The sequence below is a fragment of the Bacteroides sp. 51 genome (genome assembly GCF_010500965.1).
Taxonomy (GTDB): domain Bacteria; phylum Bacteroidota; class Bacteroidia; order Bacteroidales; family Bacteroidaceae; genus Bacteroides.
In genome coordinates this window covers 113,050-130,747 of record NZ_QVMI01000009.1, presented here as the reverse complement: position 1 = coordinate 130,747, position 17,698 = coordinate 113,050, and the positions used below count along the sequence as shown (strand labels likewise).

The following is a 17,698-nucleotide window of genomic DNA, read 5'->3' as shown; positions in this document are numbered from 1 at the left end:
ACCCCCTCCAAAGGGGGATAGGCTGCGCATCCAAATGTCTGAAATGTCTGGATACTTGGCAACGGTACTTTGCCGTCCGCATGGTATCCCCCTTTGGAGGGGGTAGGGGGAGGATATTTAGAATAAGTAGTTCTCCACCACAATTAAGGCGTAACTTCAGTTCCTGATATCTTGATATTATCAATTCTTACAGTTAGTCCATAAGCTGGTTCCTGCGCAGCGCGTGTAAACTCTAATTTAGTAACTCCATCCGGAATATCTACAGTCACTGTCTCGAACTTATCTCTGGCAGCACTATTATCTGAAAGCGTTACTTCAACATCATTGCACTTCAATGTCAAATCACTTATCTTAACGCTTGTATTTGATCCTGCAATATCAAAAGACAGTTTCAAATCCTTGTAATTCTGGCTATCAATATTATCAATAGTAAAAACCTTATCCGTATATCCTGTACCTTCATCTTTAGGGAATTGAATATGAAAGTCACATTCGCCTAAACTACCTAAATCATAATTGGCATGTATGTTAGGCATTGTAGTCCCTGAAGCAGAATATGTAGCTGTACTCATATCGTAAGCCTGATACGTAGCAATCGCAGCATTTTGCTTGCCGGTCTGGTTAGCCGGTACACCAAACGTTTCCGAGAAGAACTCTACTTCCACAGGCTTAGGTGCTGGGGTAAGGTCTATATTGATATTCTCAGAGCTACCTTGCCCCCAATCGGTAATATCGGCATCCGGACTGATTGCCACGCCATCTACTTTGCTTAAATTAACCGTATACGTATTCTTCTTACCCTGCACAAACGTCTGTGAGCTGGCATCCCAATCGAATGATTCGGTTTCATCACCCACTTTCAGGGTGAATGTGAATTTGCGGGTAGCAGCAGAAGTTGGTAAAACAATTGCTTCGGATACAGCGGTTAATCCGCTTACTGTTGTCTTTAATTCAATGTTGGCAGCAGCGCCTTCTTCAACAAGAGATTTATCGCCCAGGTTATAATCTGCCTTTGTTTTCATGTCGGAGATTTCTACTTTCAATTCCGCCAGGCTGGTCACAGGATCGGAAGCGGTTATATTAAACACCACTTTGGTAAGCATGTGTTTAAAGTTCAGTGTTACATCATTGCCACCGGATTTGCCTGTAGCGTTATCCGAGTACAACAAGTCTATAGCTTCCTGAGAGGATTGGTTGGCTACATTCACTTTATAGATATAGTTGTCCAAAGGAGTGGTGTAGGGATAATAAGCAACGAAGTCTACTGTTCCCGAGCTGGGGAAGTAAATAGCGTCGCCACTTGTGGCAGCCGTAAAGTTTCCATCACCTGTAGTTTGGTACTTCTTGTTGTCGGCATCGCCAACAATGGAACTAAGTCCCGTTCCGGTTTTCATAAAGACACCAATACCATCACCCGAACCCCAGGCTGTATTTGCAGCCCTTGAGATGGCCGACTGACCGATAATGGTCGATTTAAAACTCACCAGGTTGGTGTTGTCAGACATGTGTGCATTGTCATCCGAGCAGGATAGAACAAGAGTGGCAAGTGCTGCCGTCGATAATAAAAGACTTCTAATCTTCATGGGTTATTTCATTTAGTGGTTAATATTTAATTATCTCAATTTATTGCGAACCGGTTAAACTCCGGTAATCATTACATTACGTACTTCTCTGGACCCGGCAGATAGATCCATATCATTTATTGTTTCAGTTACGGAAACGCTGCCCAAAGTGAATGTGATATCGAATGCATACAGACCTACAGGTAAGACAATAGCCTCGGCAGTGGTTCCATCGGCAGATACTTGTACCTCTATATCGGCTGTTGATAGTTGGACAATGTTAAGATCACCGTCTCTGAGATCAAGTTGCGCCTCTGTAGGCAATCCCTTTAAGGTTATCTTCAAGCCTGACAGATCACTTGCAGGATTTGTAGCCGAGATATTGAATTTGATACTAGACAGTACATGATCAAATTGCAGCTTTACTTGCGGATTAACCTTGTTGGCTGCCAATACATTATTCGAGTACAACAGGTCGATGGCTTCCAAATCGGATTGATCAGATACATTCACGGTATATGTATAACCTGCCGGATTATCCGTATATGGATAGTAAGCAATAAAGTCCACCGAACCAAGTGCAGGAAAATAGGTTTCTTCGCTTGTTTGTACCGGTGCAAAGAAACCGTCGCCACTCACTGTTTTATAGGAAATGTTGGAGACATTGTTCACGATGCTTTCCGCTGCAAGGTCTTGCCCGGCTTTCTTCATAAATATACCGATCTTATCGTTGGCTGTCCATATTGTGCCGGATGCTCTTGATATGGATTCGCCATCCTCACCGGTTACAATCGAAGAGAACTGTACCGTAACCTTTTCATGTCCGGTTTGCAGCGTTTCATCCTGTGTGCAAGCACTGAGAACGCCTAACGATAACCATATAATTGCTAGTTTAAAGTATTTCATCTCGTTTTAAGTATTTACCGGTTATTTGTTTTCTTTTGCGGTTTTCCCTTTGATTTTGATATTATCCAGGCGTAAATAACTCAATGTGGCCCTATCCTGAACGAACTCAATCTTTGTTGTACCTTGTGGAATATTTACGTTCACTCCCTCAAATCGGTCCCTATTCTTGATTTTCTGATCAGGCAACGCGACTTCTACGCCGTTACATTTTAAGGTAAGATCGCCGAACTTCATATCTACGTTACCGGCTGCATAATCGTACGACAAAACCATATCCTGGTATCCTTCGCTTGGAATGTTATCAATAATCAGCGTTTTCTCACTTGCCGGAGTACCGTTATGCTGTAACATGGTCAGGAAGTATCCGTTATCCGGGAAGCGGTCCGGTTGTAGTTGCAGGTCTAAACGGACAACGCCATTGGAATAAACTACCGGAGACGACATATCGAAACCCGTATACTCGTCTAGTTTAATATTGGCGGCTCCCGTTCCGAAGGTTTCCGCAAAGAATTCTTTGGTTACGTATTCTATCTCGCCACCACCTTCACCTGTAGGCTTTGTAGGGTCAATGATGATGGTTTCCGAACTGCCCAGTCCCCAGTCTTCGATGGTTGATTTCGCATCCAGTATCACTTCATTGCGTTCCAGGGTAATATCGAAGGTTTGTTTCTTACCACGTGGAAAGACTTCTTCACTGGCATTGATCTCAAATGTTTTCGTATCGTTCCCTATGACCACTCTGAATACAAACTTGCGTTCTGCGGCTTCGGTAGGCAGAATGATCCCTTCAGATATGGCTCCCCCATCTACAGCGGTTGTTTTCATTACGATATCGGTAACGGTTTCCTCTTCCTTGAACGACCGGTCCAATAAGCGATAATCGGCTTTCGCTTTCAGGTTGGTAACGGTTACTTTCAGGTTGGTTAAGGCACTTAAGCCTTTTCCCGCTTTAATATTGAATACTACTTTGGAGAGTTCATGCCCAAAGTCCAGCTTGATGAGGTTATCGGCAGGTTTGGTTTGTGTACTTTCGGCATACATCAAATCAAGGTTATGCTGATTGCTCTGTTGGGTAAGATCGACCTTATAAACACCGCTCGTCATCTCTGTGCGATAGGGTGAATAAGATATGAACTGTACGTTATGGATATCTTCGGGGTAATAGATTACATCGGTATACTTATTGCCCGGAGCAAACTTGCCATCGCCTTTCTCGGTGATATAGCGCAGGTTCTGGTAATCGCTTAGGATTGCCTTCTCATCGGCGTTGGTAGCATACAAACCGATGATGTTATTTACGGGCCATAACGGGCTCTCCCCTTCCCCCTGTTCTTTGCCTATAATGGTGCCTTCAAAGGTGAGATAGTCAGGTTGCAGGTCCGGGTCTGACTTATCATCGTCACTATCACAGGCTGCAAACATCGCCATCAAAAAAGACAAGGTTGCAAATATGGTATGTTTAAATCTCATACTTCGTATCGTTTTAAGGGGTTATTAATTGGTATATCCCGGGTTCTGCTTCCAGAAATTGCCTGTCTCTAAGATTTCGCGGGATGGCACCGGATAGAGTTCATGCTTATTGGGTGTAAAGCGAATGCCTGCATCAAAGCTATATTGTCTGAGTTCGCCTGCGGCAATTGCAGCATCGAATTGCTTCTTGGTATTCGTTATGGCATCGCCCAACATGTTCCAGCGGATAAGATCCATCCGTCTGTGACCTTCAAAACAAAGTTCGCGGGCACGTTCGGCTACGATTTCTTTGAAGAATGTGTCTTTATCGAAATCGGAAACAGTATAGTCTAGCGTAGCGTTCGGGATATTCGGATCATAACCGTATGCTCTTCTGCGCACCTGGTTCAAACAATCTACGGCACTCTCAGTCGGACCGTTATTTACTTCGTTTTCCGCCTCGGCTTTCATCAGTAACACATCGGAGTAGCGAAGAAATACCCAGTTTACGTTGGTATAGTTGGGGTCTTTGGCATCGCCTGCGTGCCAGTCTCTTCTCCATTTTGCCGGCGCCCAGGTGTAGCTTTGGTTGCGGGCGATGGGTGCATACACATCTTTCCCGTCTGTATAATTGATTCGCCATGTAGCCACAGAGACATCTTTCCGCAAGTCGGTATCCTCAAACGTATCGTAGAAGAAGTGATGGGTTTTGATGTAAGAGTTTGCCCGTCCAAAGCTTGAACCTTGTGCAATAAGCACTCCGTTATAGGTACCCACCTGACTTGATCCGCCTTTCTGAGCGGTTGCGCTATAGAATTGAAATTCATAAAGGTTCTCTTGTGGTTCGAGTTTGTACTCGCACATATTTTTAAATACGGCATCGTATTTGGCATTCAAAGCGTGTTTACCCGATTGAATTACCATACCCGCATGTTCGGAAGCCTTGCGGTAATAATCCATATATTCGGCCGGTCGTTCCATTGTTCCGGATTGTCGCAATGACCAACCGGCACGGAAAAGATACATGCGGGAAAGCAGTGCATGTCCGGCACCCTTAGAGAAACGTCCCACATAGCCACCGGGGAATTCATCGTGCCATAACAGGTCGGGGACTGCTTCTTCCATTTCTTCGCAGATGTGACCGTATATTTCCTGTGAATCGGTGCGGGGGTATTTCATATCTTCGCCATCGAGAACGGTATAGGTGTCCTTATAGGGTACGTCGCCGAAGAGTCTGATCAGGTCGAAATAAGCCAGCGACCGCATCACTCTGGCCTCGGCGATCAGTTGTTTATAGGTTGCCCGGTCTTTATCGGTATCGGCTACTATTACGTCGTCCTTCTTGGCGAGAATGAAGTTTGCCCTATCTATGGCTTTGTAGTACAGCTTCCATGCATTTTCCAGCCAGACGTGCGAAGTATAAATGTTGTAATGTCCCAAGTCTCTGGCCACATGCCCGGTTCCGGCTCCCTGTATATGGGATATATCGGTATCACAATCAAACACCATCCAAGACATGCCGTAGGTATCTTGTGAACTGAAACTTTCGAGTACACCGCGTACACCGAGGTTGAGCCTTTCGGTGGAGCTGAAGAAATCCTCTCCCCAGGAGTCGTAAATGGGTTCGTCCAGGTAGTCATTGCATGAGGTGGACAGGGTTACTGTTGCCAGTGCGCAAGCGGATATCCATACGGCTTGCTTTATTTTATTTATTATAGTCTTCATAGCTTATCAAAATGTCATGTTTACACCAAAGATCATCGAAAACGAACGGGGGTAAGCGCCCCAGTCTACACCAGGGGTTAGACCGCTGTTAGGGTTGGTATTCACCTCGGGATCGTAGCCGGAGTAACCGGTAAGAGTGAGAAGATTATTCGCACTGGCGTACACCCGTAGTTTGCGTACATAGAATTTCCTTGAGAGTTGGGTGGGCAATGTATAGCCCAGCATGATATTGGACAATCGCAGGAAGGAAGCGTTCTCTACGTATTCGGAGTTGAACCGAAGCGTTGCGTTCCCATCTATAGAGGTGAAACTTGCGTTCTGATTGATGCGGGCCAGTTCGCCGGGATTGTGGAACACGTTCTCGCCCTTTTCGTTGATATAAGTGAAACGGTCTTTCACTACTTCCAGGTTGTTATTGTACTTATAATCCATCTTAGTATAGAACATTTTGTTGGCGTTATATACTTTACCTCCCACGCTGTAGTTGAAGATAAAAGAGAAGTCGAAATCTTTGTATTCGAAGGTATTGGTTAATCCTCCGTAGAACTTCGGGTTGGCATTTCCGATAACCACACGATCTTCGGCATCTATCTTTCCGTCTTTGTTCTGGTCTTTGTACTTCCAGTAGCCGGGCTTGACTGCCACGTCGGGACTGGTCACTACTTTGTCTCTCAGCTCATAGGTTTGGGTTTCGGGGTTGTAGTTAAAGTCGTCTACCGAGTAAAGTCCTTCCACTTCCCAGCCCCACATTTGTCCCAGGGCGCTACCTACTTCGAGCAGGTAATCGTAGTCGTTAAATTCTCCACTGCTGTTCCAGGCAGAGCGTACGGGCATTTCTTTCACGTTGGTCAGCCGCTTGACTTTGTTCTTGTTTAAAGAGAAGTTCAGGGCGCTTGTCCACCGGAAATCTTTGGTTTCTATATTGTGCGAGCGGAGGGCGATTTCGACACCGCGGTTCTCCGTCTCTCCGATATTCTGTAATACCGTGCCGTATCCGCTGGCCAGGGGGATTTGCCTTTCCAGCAACAGGTCTTTCGCTGTATTCTGGTAGAGGTCGATGACGGCTTGCAGGCGTTGGTCGAAGAACCCGAATTCCAGTCCCAGGTTGATGCTGATATCGGTTTCCCACTTCAGGTTGGGGTTGGCAAGCTGGGTGGAACCTACCGAGCTAGACTCCTGATTGTTCTCGGGCATGGTGCCTGGCCTTAGCCGGTAGAGTGATTTGTACCGCCCGATGTTATTGTTACCGGCTGTTCCTACACCAAACCGAACTTTAAAGTCGGAGAATAGGTTGAGGTTTCTGACGAAGTCTTCGTCAATGGCGCGCCATGCAAAAGAAGCCGAGGGGAAGTGTCCCCACTTATGGGCATTGCCAAACTTGCTGGAGCCATCGAGGCGATAGGTGGCAGAGAAGAGGTATTTCTTCAGGTAGTCGTAAGTGACACGGGTGAAGAACGACAGATCTCTTTCACCTTCGACGGTGGTTACGGGTACAGTAGCCGTTGTTCCGAGTTGCAGGCTGTTCAGCCCGTTGTTGATTTCGGGGAAGCCTTTTACCTGGCTCGTATAGCTGGTGAACTTGCGGTATTTTTCTTCCTGCCCTACCATAATGTTCATATTATGCTTTTTAGGAAGGCGTGGACGCCAGTTTACGGTATTGGTATAGTTCCAGCCTTTATCGGTATTCTTCGCCAGCATGGCGTATGGGCCATCACTTCGCATGGCCTGGCGGCTATTGGCATGATAGAACACATCGTTCCAGGATGAGCGGCGGCGAAGGGAGCCTTGTGTCTGGAAGACAAGCCCCTTGATGAGTTCATACTTTAGGCTGGCATTGAAGTTGATGATCTCCGTTCCGCGATCTCTTTCTTCTTCGCGGATGGCGGTAATGGGGTTGATCATGACGTTGCCACTATCATCTTCGAGCATAGGGTCAACGTTCAGGTCGACCAACGTTCTGTCGTTTCCATCTCTTGATATGACGGGGCGCGATTGGATAATCTGCCGCATGGCGCTAAACCGTCCACCATCCTGAAGGGAGCCTAAGCCGGAGATCTGGTCTTCGGTATAGATGGCGCTGGCATTCAGCGTGGCTTTAGGAGATAGTTTATGTCCGAACCGCAGGCGGATATTGTTTCTTTCAAGACCGCTGTTGGTCATAATACCATCGTCGTTGGTATGCGAAAGGGATACGTTGAAGTTGGTTTCTTTCGTTCCGCCATCAACAGAGAGGCGGTAGTTCTGTGTGATGGGGGTATAGCCATCGAAGACTTCATCCTGCCAGTTTACGCCGGGACGGTTGTTGTAGTATTCCGGTATGTCGTACCAGGTGTTCTGCATGTTGTCTTTTACGGATAGTGCGTTGTTGTATCCACCACCGTATACACCTACGATGCCTCTTTGATCGTCTTCTGACTTTAGCATGGCGCGTTCGTATTCCAGCCGAACGAAGTCGGCTACGCTGAGTGTTTTCACTCGTTTGGTTATTTTCTTCATACCGATATAAGCATCGAAGGTGACGTTGGCTCTTCCTTCGGCCCCCGATTTTGTGGTAATGAGGATGACTCCGTTGGCACCGGCGGCACCGTAAATGGCGGTTGCCGAGGCATCTTTCATGACGTCGATGGATTCGATGTCGGATGGCTCGATGCCCGTCAGTCCGTCGGGTGCCGGGAAACCATCAACAATGTATAGGGGGTCGTTGCTTTGGGTAATGGATATCCCGCCACGTATCTTGACCTGCGTGGTAGCATCGGGGCTACCGGATGCGGAGGTGATTTGCAGTCCGGCTACCCGTCCCGCGAGGGCTTGCAGGGCATCGGTGACGGGTAGTTTTTCAATTTCTTTTCCCCGTACCGAAGCGATGGAACTGGTAAGCTCGCCACGTCTCACGGTGCCGTAGCCGATAACGACCACTTCGTTAAGCTCCACATCTGCCGATTCGAGCACGACGTTTATAATGCTCCGTCCGTTTACTTTTTCTTCTTTGGTACGCATACCGAGATAGGCAAACTCCAGGGTGGCACCGGCCGAAACGGTGATTTTGTATCTTCCGTCAAGGTCGGTCACGACACCGTTGTTGGCTCCTTTTTCGCGGACGGTGGCACCGATCATCTCTAGTTTCTCCTGGTCGGAGACTTTGCCGATGACTTCTACTTTATTCTGGGCACGCAGGCCGGAACCTGTGGCTGCCGCGGCAAAGAAGAAGAAAAGAAGGATTCGAATTGTTTTCATATTATATAAGGTGTAACTTATTGGTTTGATTTTAAGTTTGTTTCATTTATACAGCAGCGCAAACAGAGGGGGTGTATGGAGGGTTGACGACTTCATATTTGGTTAATATGCATACGCCCCGCTCTGTTACGTGCCTCCTATACCAGTAGATACCGGATAGTTGATGATATTCCGGATATCGTATCAAAGAGTAAAGCTATACTAAGGGATTTTGAGATCAGTCTCATTTCATTAAACTTTATGGGTTAACATTACACCCGCCAAAACTGTGGCAGATTGATAATGCAATATTACGACGAATCGGGCAAATGAGACTTTAGCCATGTTTCGTTTATTGTAAACCGGGTGCACCGGAACTTAAATATTATTGAATTTATATTAGAAATTGTGCAATCCGATGGGTTGAATAGGGTTTTATAGCTTCAAAAAGCATTTTTCGGCCTTGCATTTTTGTGTTTTTCCGATGCCTTAGATTTCAAATGCAAGTAGCCCGGAATTTCTGACACCCGGGTGTCAGACCCATTGACACCCGGGTGTAAAGATGGCTGACACCCGGGTGTGAAAGCACTTGAGACCCGGGTGTCAGAACATCCAAGAAAGTATCATTTGAAAAACACGCCCATTGCAAACCGAAAATGAGGCGGTTGCATTTTGCTATTCCTTCAGTTTCCTGACATATTCGGTAGGTAGCATTCCGAAGTATTTCTTGAAGCTGGTGGTGAAGTATGAAGACGCGCTAAAGCCCACCATCGTACTGATTTCCGTTACGGAGTACCTTCCATCTTTCAATAGATTGCACGCCTCGTTGAACCGGATCTTCTTGATGAACTCAACGGTAGACTCGCCGGTAATGGCTTTCATCTTCAGGTGAAGGTTGGAACGGCTCATGGCCATATCGCGGCAGAAATCGTCGACCGAGAAGTCTACATTATCCATGTTCTTCTCGACGATGCTTTTTGCCTTCTCCAGAAACTCCCTGTCAAGTTCGTTAAGAGCCAGCTTCTGAGGCTCAATCTCGAGTGTATCGGAGTAATGCTGCAATATCCTGTACTTACTTTGAAGCATATTCCGCACCCTGACTTTAAGTATCGAAATATCGAACGGCTTCTGTATATAACTGTCGGCCCCTGCCACAAACCCTTCGTATTTATCTTCCTCGCCGGACTTTGCGGTAAGCATGATGACGGGGATGTGACTTGTTTTTATGTTCTGCTTAATCGTCTTGGTCAACACCATACCATCCATCACAGGCATCATGAGGTCGGTGATCATAAGGTCAACTTCTTTTTCATTGATCACCTCCAAGGCTTCCTTGCCGTTGGTGGCTTTCTCAACACGCGCCACATCCTGAAAGTTATTGATCAGATAACTCCTTACGTCCGGGTCATCTTCTACTATAAGAATGGTTGGCTTCTTAGCCTCCTCGCCCGTTTCGTCGTCCGCGCGGTTGGCATACTCACCGGGTTGGACGAGCAGGTCTATTTTCTCATCAGACATCTGGCGGTAGAATCCCAGATCTTCCTTTGCCTCGGCTCTTTCCTGCTCCGGATAGATATTGATATCCTGCGGTATGGAAACGATGACGGTGGTTCCCTGACCGATGGCGCTTTGTAACTCAATCTGCGCATGATGCAACTCTACCAACCGCTTCACGAGCGATAGTCCCACGCCCGTTCCCTTCACCTCGTTGTTCGCCTGGAAGAAGCGTTCGAAAGCCCTTGCCCGGTCTTCTTCTTTCATACCCGTACCCGTATCGCTGATGCTGAACACGAAGTTCTCATCCCTCAGGTAAGTTTTAATGGTAATTGATCCGTGCTGAGGGGTAAACTTAAAGGCGTTGGACAGCAGGTTGCTCACGATCAGGTCAAAGTAAGCCGGGTCGTACCACACCTTTTCGCGGCTCAGGCTGTTCTCGTAGACAAAATCAATATCCTTTTGCCTTGCCAGCCGGTCGAAAAGTTCCATCTGTTCATCGACCTGTTTGCTTACATCGCCCTCCAGAACCTTAAGCGCAAAAACGCCCAGGTCTGCTTTGCGATAGTCCATAAGCTGGTCTACAAGATGCATGAGCTTGTTGGCATTTCGCATCACAATCTCCATCTGATTCTTCGCCCACTTATCTGTCGAGTGATTGATCAACTCTTTCAGAGGCGACAGGATTAAGGTAAGCGGCGTGCGGAATTCATGGGAAATGTTGATGAAGAACCGGAGTTTCGTCTGGTTAATTTCTTCCTTTTTCTCCTGTTCCAGGCGTTCGAGTGCGAGTTCGTTTTTCAATTTCTGCCTGTTATTATAAACACGTATAAGGAGATACAGAACGAGAATGGTAGACAAGAGCAAGCCAGCTTTGAACCACAGCGTATCCCACCAGAAGGGAAGAACCCGTATGTTTAGTTCGCGCACCTCTTCGCTCCACCGGGCGTCACGGTTTCCGGCCTTCACCTGAAAAACGTAATGGCCGGGGTTGAGGTTGGAGTATACCACCGGCTGATTATCGGAAGTATAAATCCAATTCCCGTCCACCCCTTCCAGCCGATAGGCAAACATATCGTGCTTCATGGAAAGGAAATTGGGCACTGTAAACTGAAGGCTAAAGGAGTTCTGTGTTGGTCTCAGCGTAATGCTTTGCGTATAGCTGATGTCCTGCTCCACAATTCCGGTACCATCATCGGGAAGCACAGTGGTATTGTATACTTTCAGGTCGCTGATCACCGCCTGGGGTATATACGGATTGTCTATCAGATGCTCCGGGAAGAAATGGGTAATCCCGTTTACTCCCCCGAAATACATCTCGCCGGATTGCAGGCGGCAGTAAGCATAATAATTAAACTGATCGCCCTGAATGCCGTCTTTCAACGTATAATAGCGGATTCTCTCAAATCCGGGCGTGATACAAGCCAAACCGTTATTGGTACTGATCCAGAGGCGGTTGTTGCCATCCTCCAGTATACCATAAACGTTATTGTTCGGCAAGCCATTGTGCGTATTGAACGTCCGGATGGTCTGGGTAGCATCATCCAGCACACCAAGACCGGAATGCATGCCGATCCATATCCTTTTGTCATAGCTCTCAAGGAAGCAGTTAATACGCTCGTACTTCTTTGTGGAACCGATATCGTAATGTACCAACAGGTTGTTATTCAGCGAGAAGGTATAAACACCCAGTTCGGTGCCGATCCATATTTTGTCTTTGCTATCCTGATAGAGCGCGTGTACCTGCCGGGAAGAAAGCAAGGCGGCGAGGTTATCGGTAGACACCCCAATAGGCTTGTAATCGGAGATCGTATAGAATATCTCAGCAGAGGGATCGAGAATTTTCAACCCATCCAGTGTAGCAATCCACAGATTCCCTTTCTTATCTTTCAGAATGCTGTACACGTCGTTACTACCCAGCTTACTGTTTTCCTTGGTATAGTGCCGGGCCTGACGGGTTTTAATATGAACACGACTCATTCCACCCCCATGGCTACCCACATAGATATAATCTCCATCCACCAATACAGCCTTGATGTTGTTGGACAGCAGGCAGTTTTCTTTAGAATAATAAGTAAATTCTCCCGTCTGGGTGTCGTACCGGTTCAACCCCTCATCATTGGTACCAATCCACAATTCGCCGGGCTTCCCTTCGACAATACAACTGATTATATCATCGCTCAGACTGTTGGTAAACGGAATGTTTGAAATGTTCTTGAACTGATTCTGAAGCGGATGATAATAATTCAGTCCGCCAAAATAAGTTCCCAACCACATACCCCCCTGATTATCGAGGCACATGCTACGGATGGAATTATGGCTAATCTTTCCTTCTTTAATGGAACTGCTATTGTAGCAGGCGAAGTCGTCGGTTTCCTGGTTATATATACTCAATCCGTCCATCGTCCCTACCCACAACCGGCCCTGGGCATCAATCTCCAGCTTCCGGACATTGGGGGAAATCAGGCTTTTATCGTTGCCTTTAACAGGCATGTAACTTTTGATGCCGCCGTTATTATGCAGAAAGAGCAGACCTTTCCCCTCAGTTGCCAACCAAAAGCCGTTGTTTACCTGCTTAATGTCTTGTACTAAAGCATCAACCACAACGGGGTAAGGTTCCAGATTACCGTCTTTAAAATAGTATAACCCCTTGCTTGTACCCAATAGAAGTTGATTGTTATAGAGTTTAATGGTATGCAGATTCAGGTCCTTAGCTTCATATTCCAATGACAGGTTTCCGGTTTCCACATTATATTTATATATATCCGAAAGGCAGATCATATAGTAGATAGACTCATTATACGATATGATTTGATGGATTTCTTTATTCAGGAGGTGGTTGGTGAAACGGTTCTTTCGGATATCATACAGCGTTACACCGCTCTTTCCGCCAATCAGTATGCGCTCGCCTTCTACCATGCACAGCGCCCGGAGATAATCGGACTGGATAGCCTCCTCGTCTTCGCTATCGGAGCGGTAAACCGTAAAGCGGTATCCGTCATACTTATTCAGTCCATCAGCAGTAGCCACCCAAAGATTACCCATATTATCCTGGGCAATATCGAAAACGGTACTTTGAGACAGTCCTTCTTCAATGGATATCTTAAAGAAAGCAATGTCTCTCTGGGTAGGCCCGGCACTCAACAGAGAGGGAACGAATGTGAACAAAACAATCAGGAGGATCGACTTTGCCAAAGCGGAAGAGGTATTAGATATGAGTGAAATCATGTATGTTGAATATAAGTTATACTAAAGGCGTGACAGACTGTGATTCAAATATAAGATATTAATCTCAGAAGTTATATTTCCAGAGCACTAAAAAAACGAGGTAAAAGGGTCAAAATCAGGCACCATAATCACAAAAACACAAAAACTAAGTTTTTCTGCACAAAAATTAAGCCAATAGAATATGCACTGAATCATTTGAAACAGGAGTTTAATCGGCTCATAAATATAATGCCTAATATTGCAATATGAATTATTAACCCTAATAACCAATGTCATGAAACGATTTAGAATTTTATTTGCTATTGCGTTCTTCGCACTATTCTCTACAGTAACTATGGCACAAAACGACAAAGCCATGCAAAGAGCCAGACAGAAAGTACTGGACAAGTATGAACAGATGTTCATTGATCTGAAATTGACTGATGAACAAAAAGAAGCAATCGTAGCCAATTGGGCAGAACGCAACCTGGAAATCGGGAAACAAACGAAAAATGCAGAAGATCCCGTAGCAGTACGCCATGCCATCAATAAGGAATATCATGAAAAGCTGAGAAAAGAAATCAGCGATGATATCCTGATAGAGGCAAAGAAGTGGGAAAGAAGCCATCAATAATGTAGGGGCGGTTCGCGAACCGCCCGAAAATGGCTTTCTGTATATTCTGTGTATTGGGCGGTTCGCGAACCGCCCCTACAATACAACCCTCCTAGAAGTTAATCTTTAGCACTTGCTTCTTACCATTCACCTTAACTTCCACTTCTACCCCAGAAGCTGAAAACTCCTTATTATTGAATTTAGCAGATAGCTCAGGCGCTTTTGCACGATCCGTCAAAGGATAAATAACAGTAATAAAGCGAGAAGTATCCCCAGTCTGCTTTTGGGTATTGAACGATAAAGCCGTACGCTCGGCACGTTTACGGTACGTGGTAGAGTACCAGCCTTCTTCTTCCTTCATAGTCAGCGGCTTCTCACCAAAACATTGCAGTTTTACATTACTGCTTCCGGCATAATCAGAATTCACCATCATCGTTTTGGGGTCAAGGTCGACTTTCCCTTCGGCCAATTGATAATGGAGATTCACTTCTCCCACTGCATCGCCATAAGCCTCATCTACCAAAACGAAATACGTATTATCTACAAAGAACACGGTACGGCGATGGGTTAAGCCCGCATAGCCCGGATTCTCGGTCACCAACGTTTGAACGTTACCTTCGCCGTTCCAGTATTTACATACGGATTGAGTTGTCTCCAACGTTTTATTATCCAGCGTCAATGTATTATGCACCATTGTTTGGCGGAACCAATTTCTCTGTTTGGTCACCTCACTATCGCCCGCGTAAACATACACACCCGAATCGGGAAAAAGGTTCTTTCCGTTAAACCAAAGTTCAAAAGTTCCATTATCCGGCTGATTGTGCCAGAAGCCTTCGGGACCTGCCTTCATCACCATTACAGTAGCATCCTTCTTCCAGGAATTACGGAAAGTATAAAAGCCAGTGGTTTTAAACGCACGCGACAGGTTCTGAGGAAGTTTGCCTTCCTTGCCTTCAGTTGCGAAGTAACGGATCTGCTCATTCTTTGGGAATAACTTCATCCACTCCCTGTAATTTCTTAGTTCGGCATGCTTTGCACCAATCTGTGCATCACTAAAACAAGGATTCGTATAATCCGGGAAACAAATGTTCATGTAAAACACGATCATCTTCTCTATCGTATCCATATAAGATTGTGGGAATTCACCGCGGAAGCCGTTAGCATCGGCCATATAAAGTGCCTTGCAGAAGATGTTTATGGCCGCTGCATGGTAATGTGCATCAAGCTCATACTGTCCGCCGTCATCATATACCTGTATCTCAATCTCACGGTTCAATACATCAATTCCTCTTTTCCTCCAGGCAGAAGCATCCTTGTATTCGGGGAAAAATGCACCGGCATAAATAGTACGTTGCGCTTCGAACAACAGATGATTACCCTTTTCCGAGTAGTTGCCCAAAAGATGTATGACATGCTTATGGTAATTCACCAGGAACTCAGTCAGGAATTCAGGCGTGAAGCTAGGAGATACGATAAAATACTGAAACTGGTTGGTCTGGTCCTGCATGCGGTGGCTGACCTCAAGCGGACGCCAGGCAAAGCGCACATTTTCTACCAACCCCTTCACCTCGTCAGCATTCAACATCTCGTATTCGTCTTTATTTATTTTAGCCAACGGATTTTTGGTAATCCAGTCCATGTATTGATGAACCCACTCCCTGGCATATTTCTCGTCACCGGAAACACGATAGGCCTTCCCCATCGGAGCGAACCATTTGTGCCGGTGGAGTTGCCAACGAAGTTCATTGTCCTGCACAGGCCAGTATTGCCAGTTGATATCTTTGCCATAGTTATAAGAAGGCTGATAACCTTTATGGGAAAAGAACGTATGCTCCAAGGCATCATCCGCCCATTTCTGTTCTTCTTTGGAGATTCTGATCTTCGTCAGGTCAATATCCGGATGCTTTACAGCGGTTCTTCCGCGGTAGTAATCCAGTAACGCTTTTGCAGCGTCGGCATCTTTTCCGGCTTCATGTAGTGTCTTCACTTTCTCTAACCCCGGATAGTCAAGGTTTAATAAAGAGAAGGCTTCAGGCTTTAGTTGTTGGGCAGAAATTCTACTTGACAGGCAGAATAGTATAAACACTAAAGCAACATATTTAGATATATTGTTCATGATATTATAGGTTTTTATATTCTAATCCTTTTAGTTTCATATAGCGTTCAAGCGCTTCCATATAATAGTAATCGGCATAATTAAGGGGAGTATCAACCTCCGATCCATGAGGAAGCGAACCGGTGGAGTGCATCAGGATAAAGCCCTGATTTTCGCCAACCTTAGCCAGGTAAGTATCACTTGACAGATTCTTCAATATGGTAGTGGCATAATCCAGGTAATGTTTACCATCGGGTACCATCGTACTCAACTCTATAAATGCAGAAGCCGTAATAGCAGCAGCCGAAGCATCTCTCGGTGTCTCGGGAGTGTCGGGCGCATCATAATCCCAATAAGGTATGAAGTCGCTGGTCTTTACTCTCGACATAATAAGGTCTGCAATCTTCCCGGCAAAATCAAGAAACGCTTTATCGCCTGTTTCACGATAGCAGGATGTATAACCATAAACCGCCCAGGCTTGACCACGAGACCACGAAGACTCAGCATTCTTTCCCTGATGAGTCTCTTTGAGTTCTACCGTACCATCGCTATTGTAACTGACTACATGATAAGAAGAATAATCAGGACGGAAGTGGTTTTTCATCGTAGTATAAGCATGTTTACCCGCAATATCCTTATACACAGGATTACCCGTAAGCTTACTTACATTAAAAAGCAAATCCAGGTTCATCATATTATCAATAATGACCGGATAATTCCATGTACCAAAATCCCAGGAACGAATGACACCAATCCCTGTGTCAAAGCGGGCGATAAGGTTATCGGCCGTTTGCTTCAATACAGTAGGGATGGTATCGTTAGGCGAAAGCCGTCCGGCATTGCCATAACTGCAATTCATCATAAATCCGACATCATGGGTTCCAGCCTCTTCTCTGACGGGATACAACAAATTCGTATATGCTATTGCATACTGTTTCAGAGCTTGATCGCCTGTTAACTCGTAAGTATACCATAGTGAACCGGGAAAGAACCCGCTAGTCCAGTCGCTGACACCAACCAACTGTCTTTTCCCCACCAATTCTGGTGATGGATTTGGATGTAGCGAATCTTTAAAGGTAGCAGATTGGTGCTCCAACTGCTTACAAAGAAAGTCTAATTCATACCCCACAGAAATACAACGCGGCAGTTTAGCTGAGTCGGCAATTTCCTCAGCAGTAAGTTTTAACTGAGCAGATGCCACATCAATACCCTTTCTAATCCAACTATGATCTTCTTTGGGTGCGGAAGCACAAGACATGACTATGACTGCCATGACAGGCAAAGATCGAAAGAAATGTTTTTTCATACAATCTATCAAATTTAAAAGTAACTAAATCAATTTTCCAGTGAGAGCAAAATTAAGCATTAGTTACTTTCTCGAATTGAAGATATATTGAAAGGATTAGAAACAGGGTATAAACGGCATTAATATTG

General features: G+C 45.7%; 9 protein-coding genes. 1 reads left to right on the top strand and 8 read right to left on the bottom strand.

Annotated elements, in window-relative coordinates:
- Positions 1 to 143: 143 nt before the first annotated feature.
- The 6 genes from D0T87_RS08930 to D0T87_RS08905 all read right to left on the bottom strand — a co-directional run bounded on the left by D0T87_RS08930 (position 144) and on the right by D0T87_RS08905 (position 13,577).
- Positions 144 to 1,583 carry a fimbrillin family protein gene (locus D0T87_RS08930; RefSeq protein ID WP_163174788.1) on the bottom strand — a complete coding sequence of 480 codons (1,440 nt, stop codon included), beginning with the start codon at positions 1,581 to 1,583 and terminating at the stop codon, positions 144 to 146.
- Between the two features lie 54 nt (positions 1,584 to 1,637).
- The gene (locus tag D0T87_RS08925) at positions 1,638 to 2,468 is read right to left on the bottom strand and encodes a fimbrillin family protein (RefSeq protein WP_163174787.1); all 831 of its coding nucleotides are present in this window, start codon (positions 2,466 to 2,468) and stop codon (positions 1,638 to 1,640) included.
- Between the two features lie 21 nt (positions 2,469 to 2,489).
- A complete protein-coding gene (locus D0T87_RS08920) occupies positions 2,490 to 3,938 on the bottom strand; it encodes a fimbrillin family protein (protein WP_163174786.1) in 1,449 nt (482 codons plus the stop codon).
- Positions 3,939 to 3,962: 24 nt separating this feature from the next.
- On the bottom strand, positions 3,963 to 5,642 hold the full coding sequence (locus D0T87_RS08915; RefSeq protein ID WP_163174785.1) for a RagB/SusD family nutrient uptake outer membrane protein: 1,680 nt from the start codon (positions 5,640 to 5,642) through the stop codon (positions 3,963 to 3,965).
- Positions 5,643 to 5,648: 6 nt separating this feature from the next.
- Positions 5,649 to 8,876: a TonB-dependent receptor gene (locus D0T87_RS08910; RefSeq protein WP_163174784.1), complete on the bottom strand. Its 3,228-nt coding sequence runs from the start codon at positions 8,874 to 8,876 to the stop codon at positions 5,649 to 5,651.
- A 654-nt stretch (positions 8,877 to 9,530) separates the two neighbouring features.
- Positions 9,531 to 13,577 carry a two-component regulator propeller domain-containing protein gene (locus D0T87_RS08905; protein ID WP_163174783.1) on the bottom strand — a complete coding sequence of 1,349 codons (4,047 nt, stop codon included), beginning with the start codon at positions 13,575 to 13,577 and terminating at the stop codon, positions 9,531 to 9,533.
- Between the two features lie 274 nt (positions 13,578 to 13,851).
- Between D0T87_RS08905 and D0T87_RS08900 the strand changes: the two genes are divergently transcribed.
- Positions 13,852 to 14,190: a hypothetical protein gene (locus D0T87_RS08900; protein WP_163174782.1), complete on the top strand. Its 339-nt coding sequence runs from the start codon at positions 13,852 to 13,854 to the stop codon at positions 14,188 to 14,190.
- Between the two features lie 91 nt (positions 14,191 to 14,281).
- Here D0T87_RS08900 and hepC read toward each other — a convergent pair whose 3' ends face one another.
- Positions 14,282 to 16,285, bottom strand: a complete 2,004-nt coding sequence (gene hepC, locus D0T87_RS08895) for a heparin-sulfate lyase HepC (RefSeq protein WP_163174781.1) — start codon at positions 16,283 to 16,285, stop codon at positions 14,282 to 14,284.
- 4 nt (positions 16,286 to 16,289) lie between these two features.
- On the bottom strand, positions 16,290 to 17,579 hold the full coding sequence (locus D0T87_RS08890; protein ID WP_370526829.1) for a DUF4995 domain-containing protein: 1,290 nt from the start codon (positions 17,577 to 17,579) through the stop codon (positions 16,290 to 16,292).
- Positions 17,580 to 17,698 lie beyond the last annotated feature (119 nt).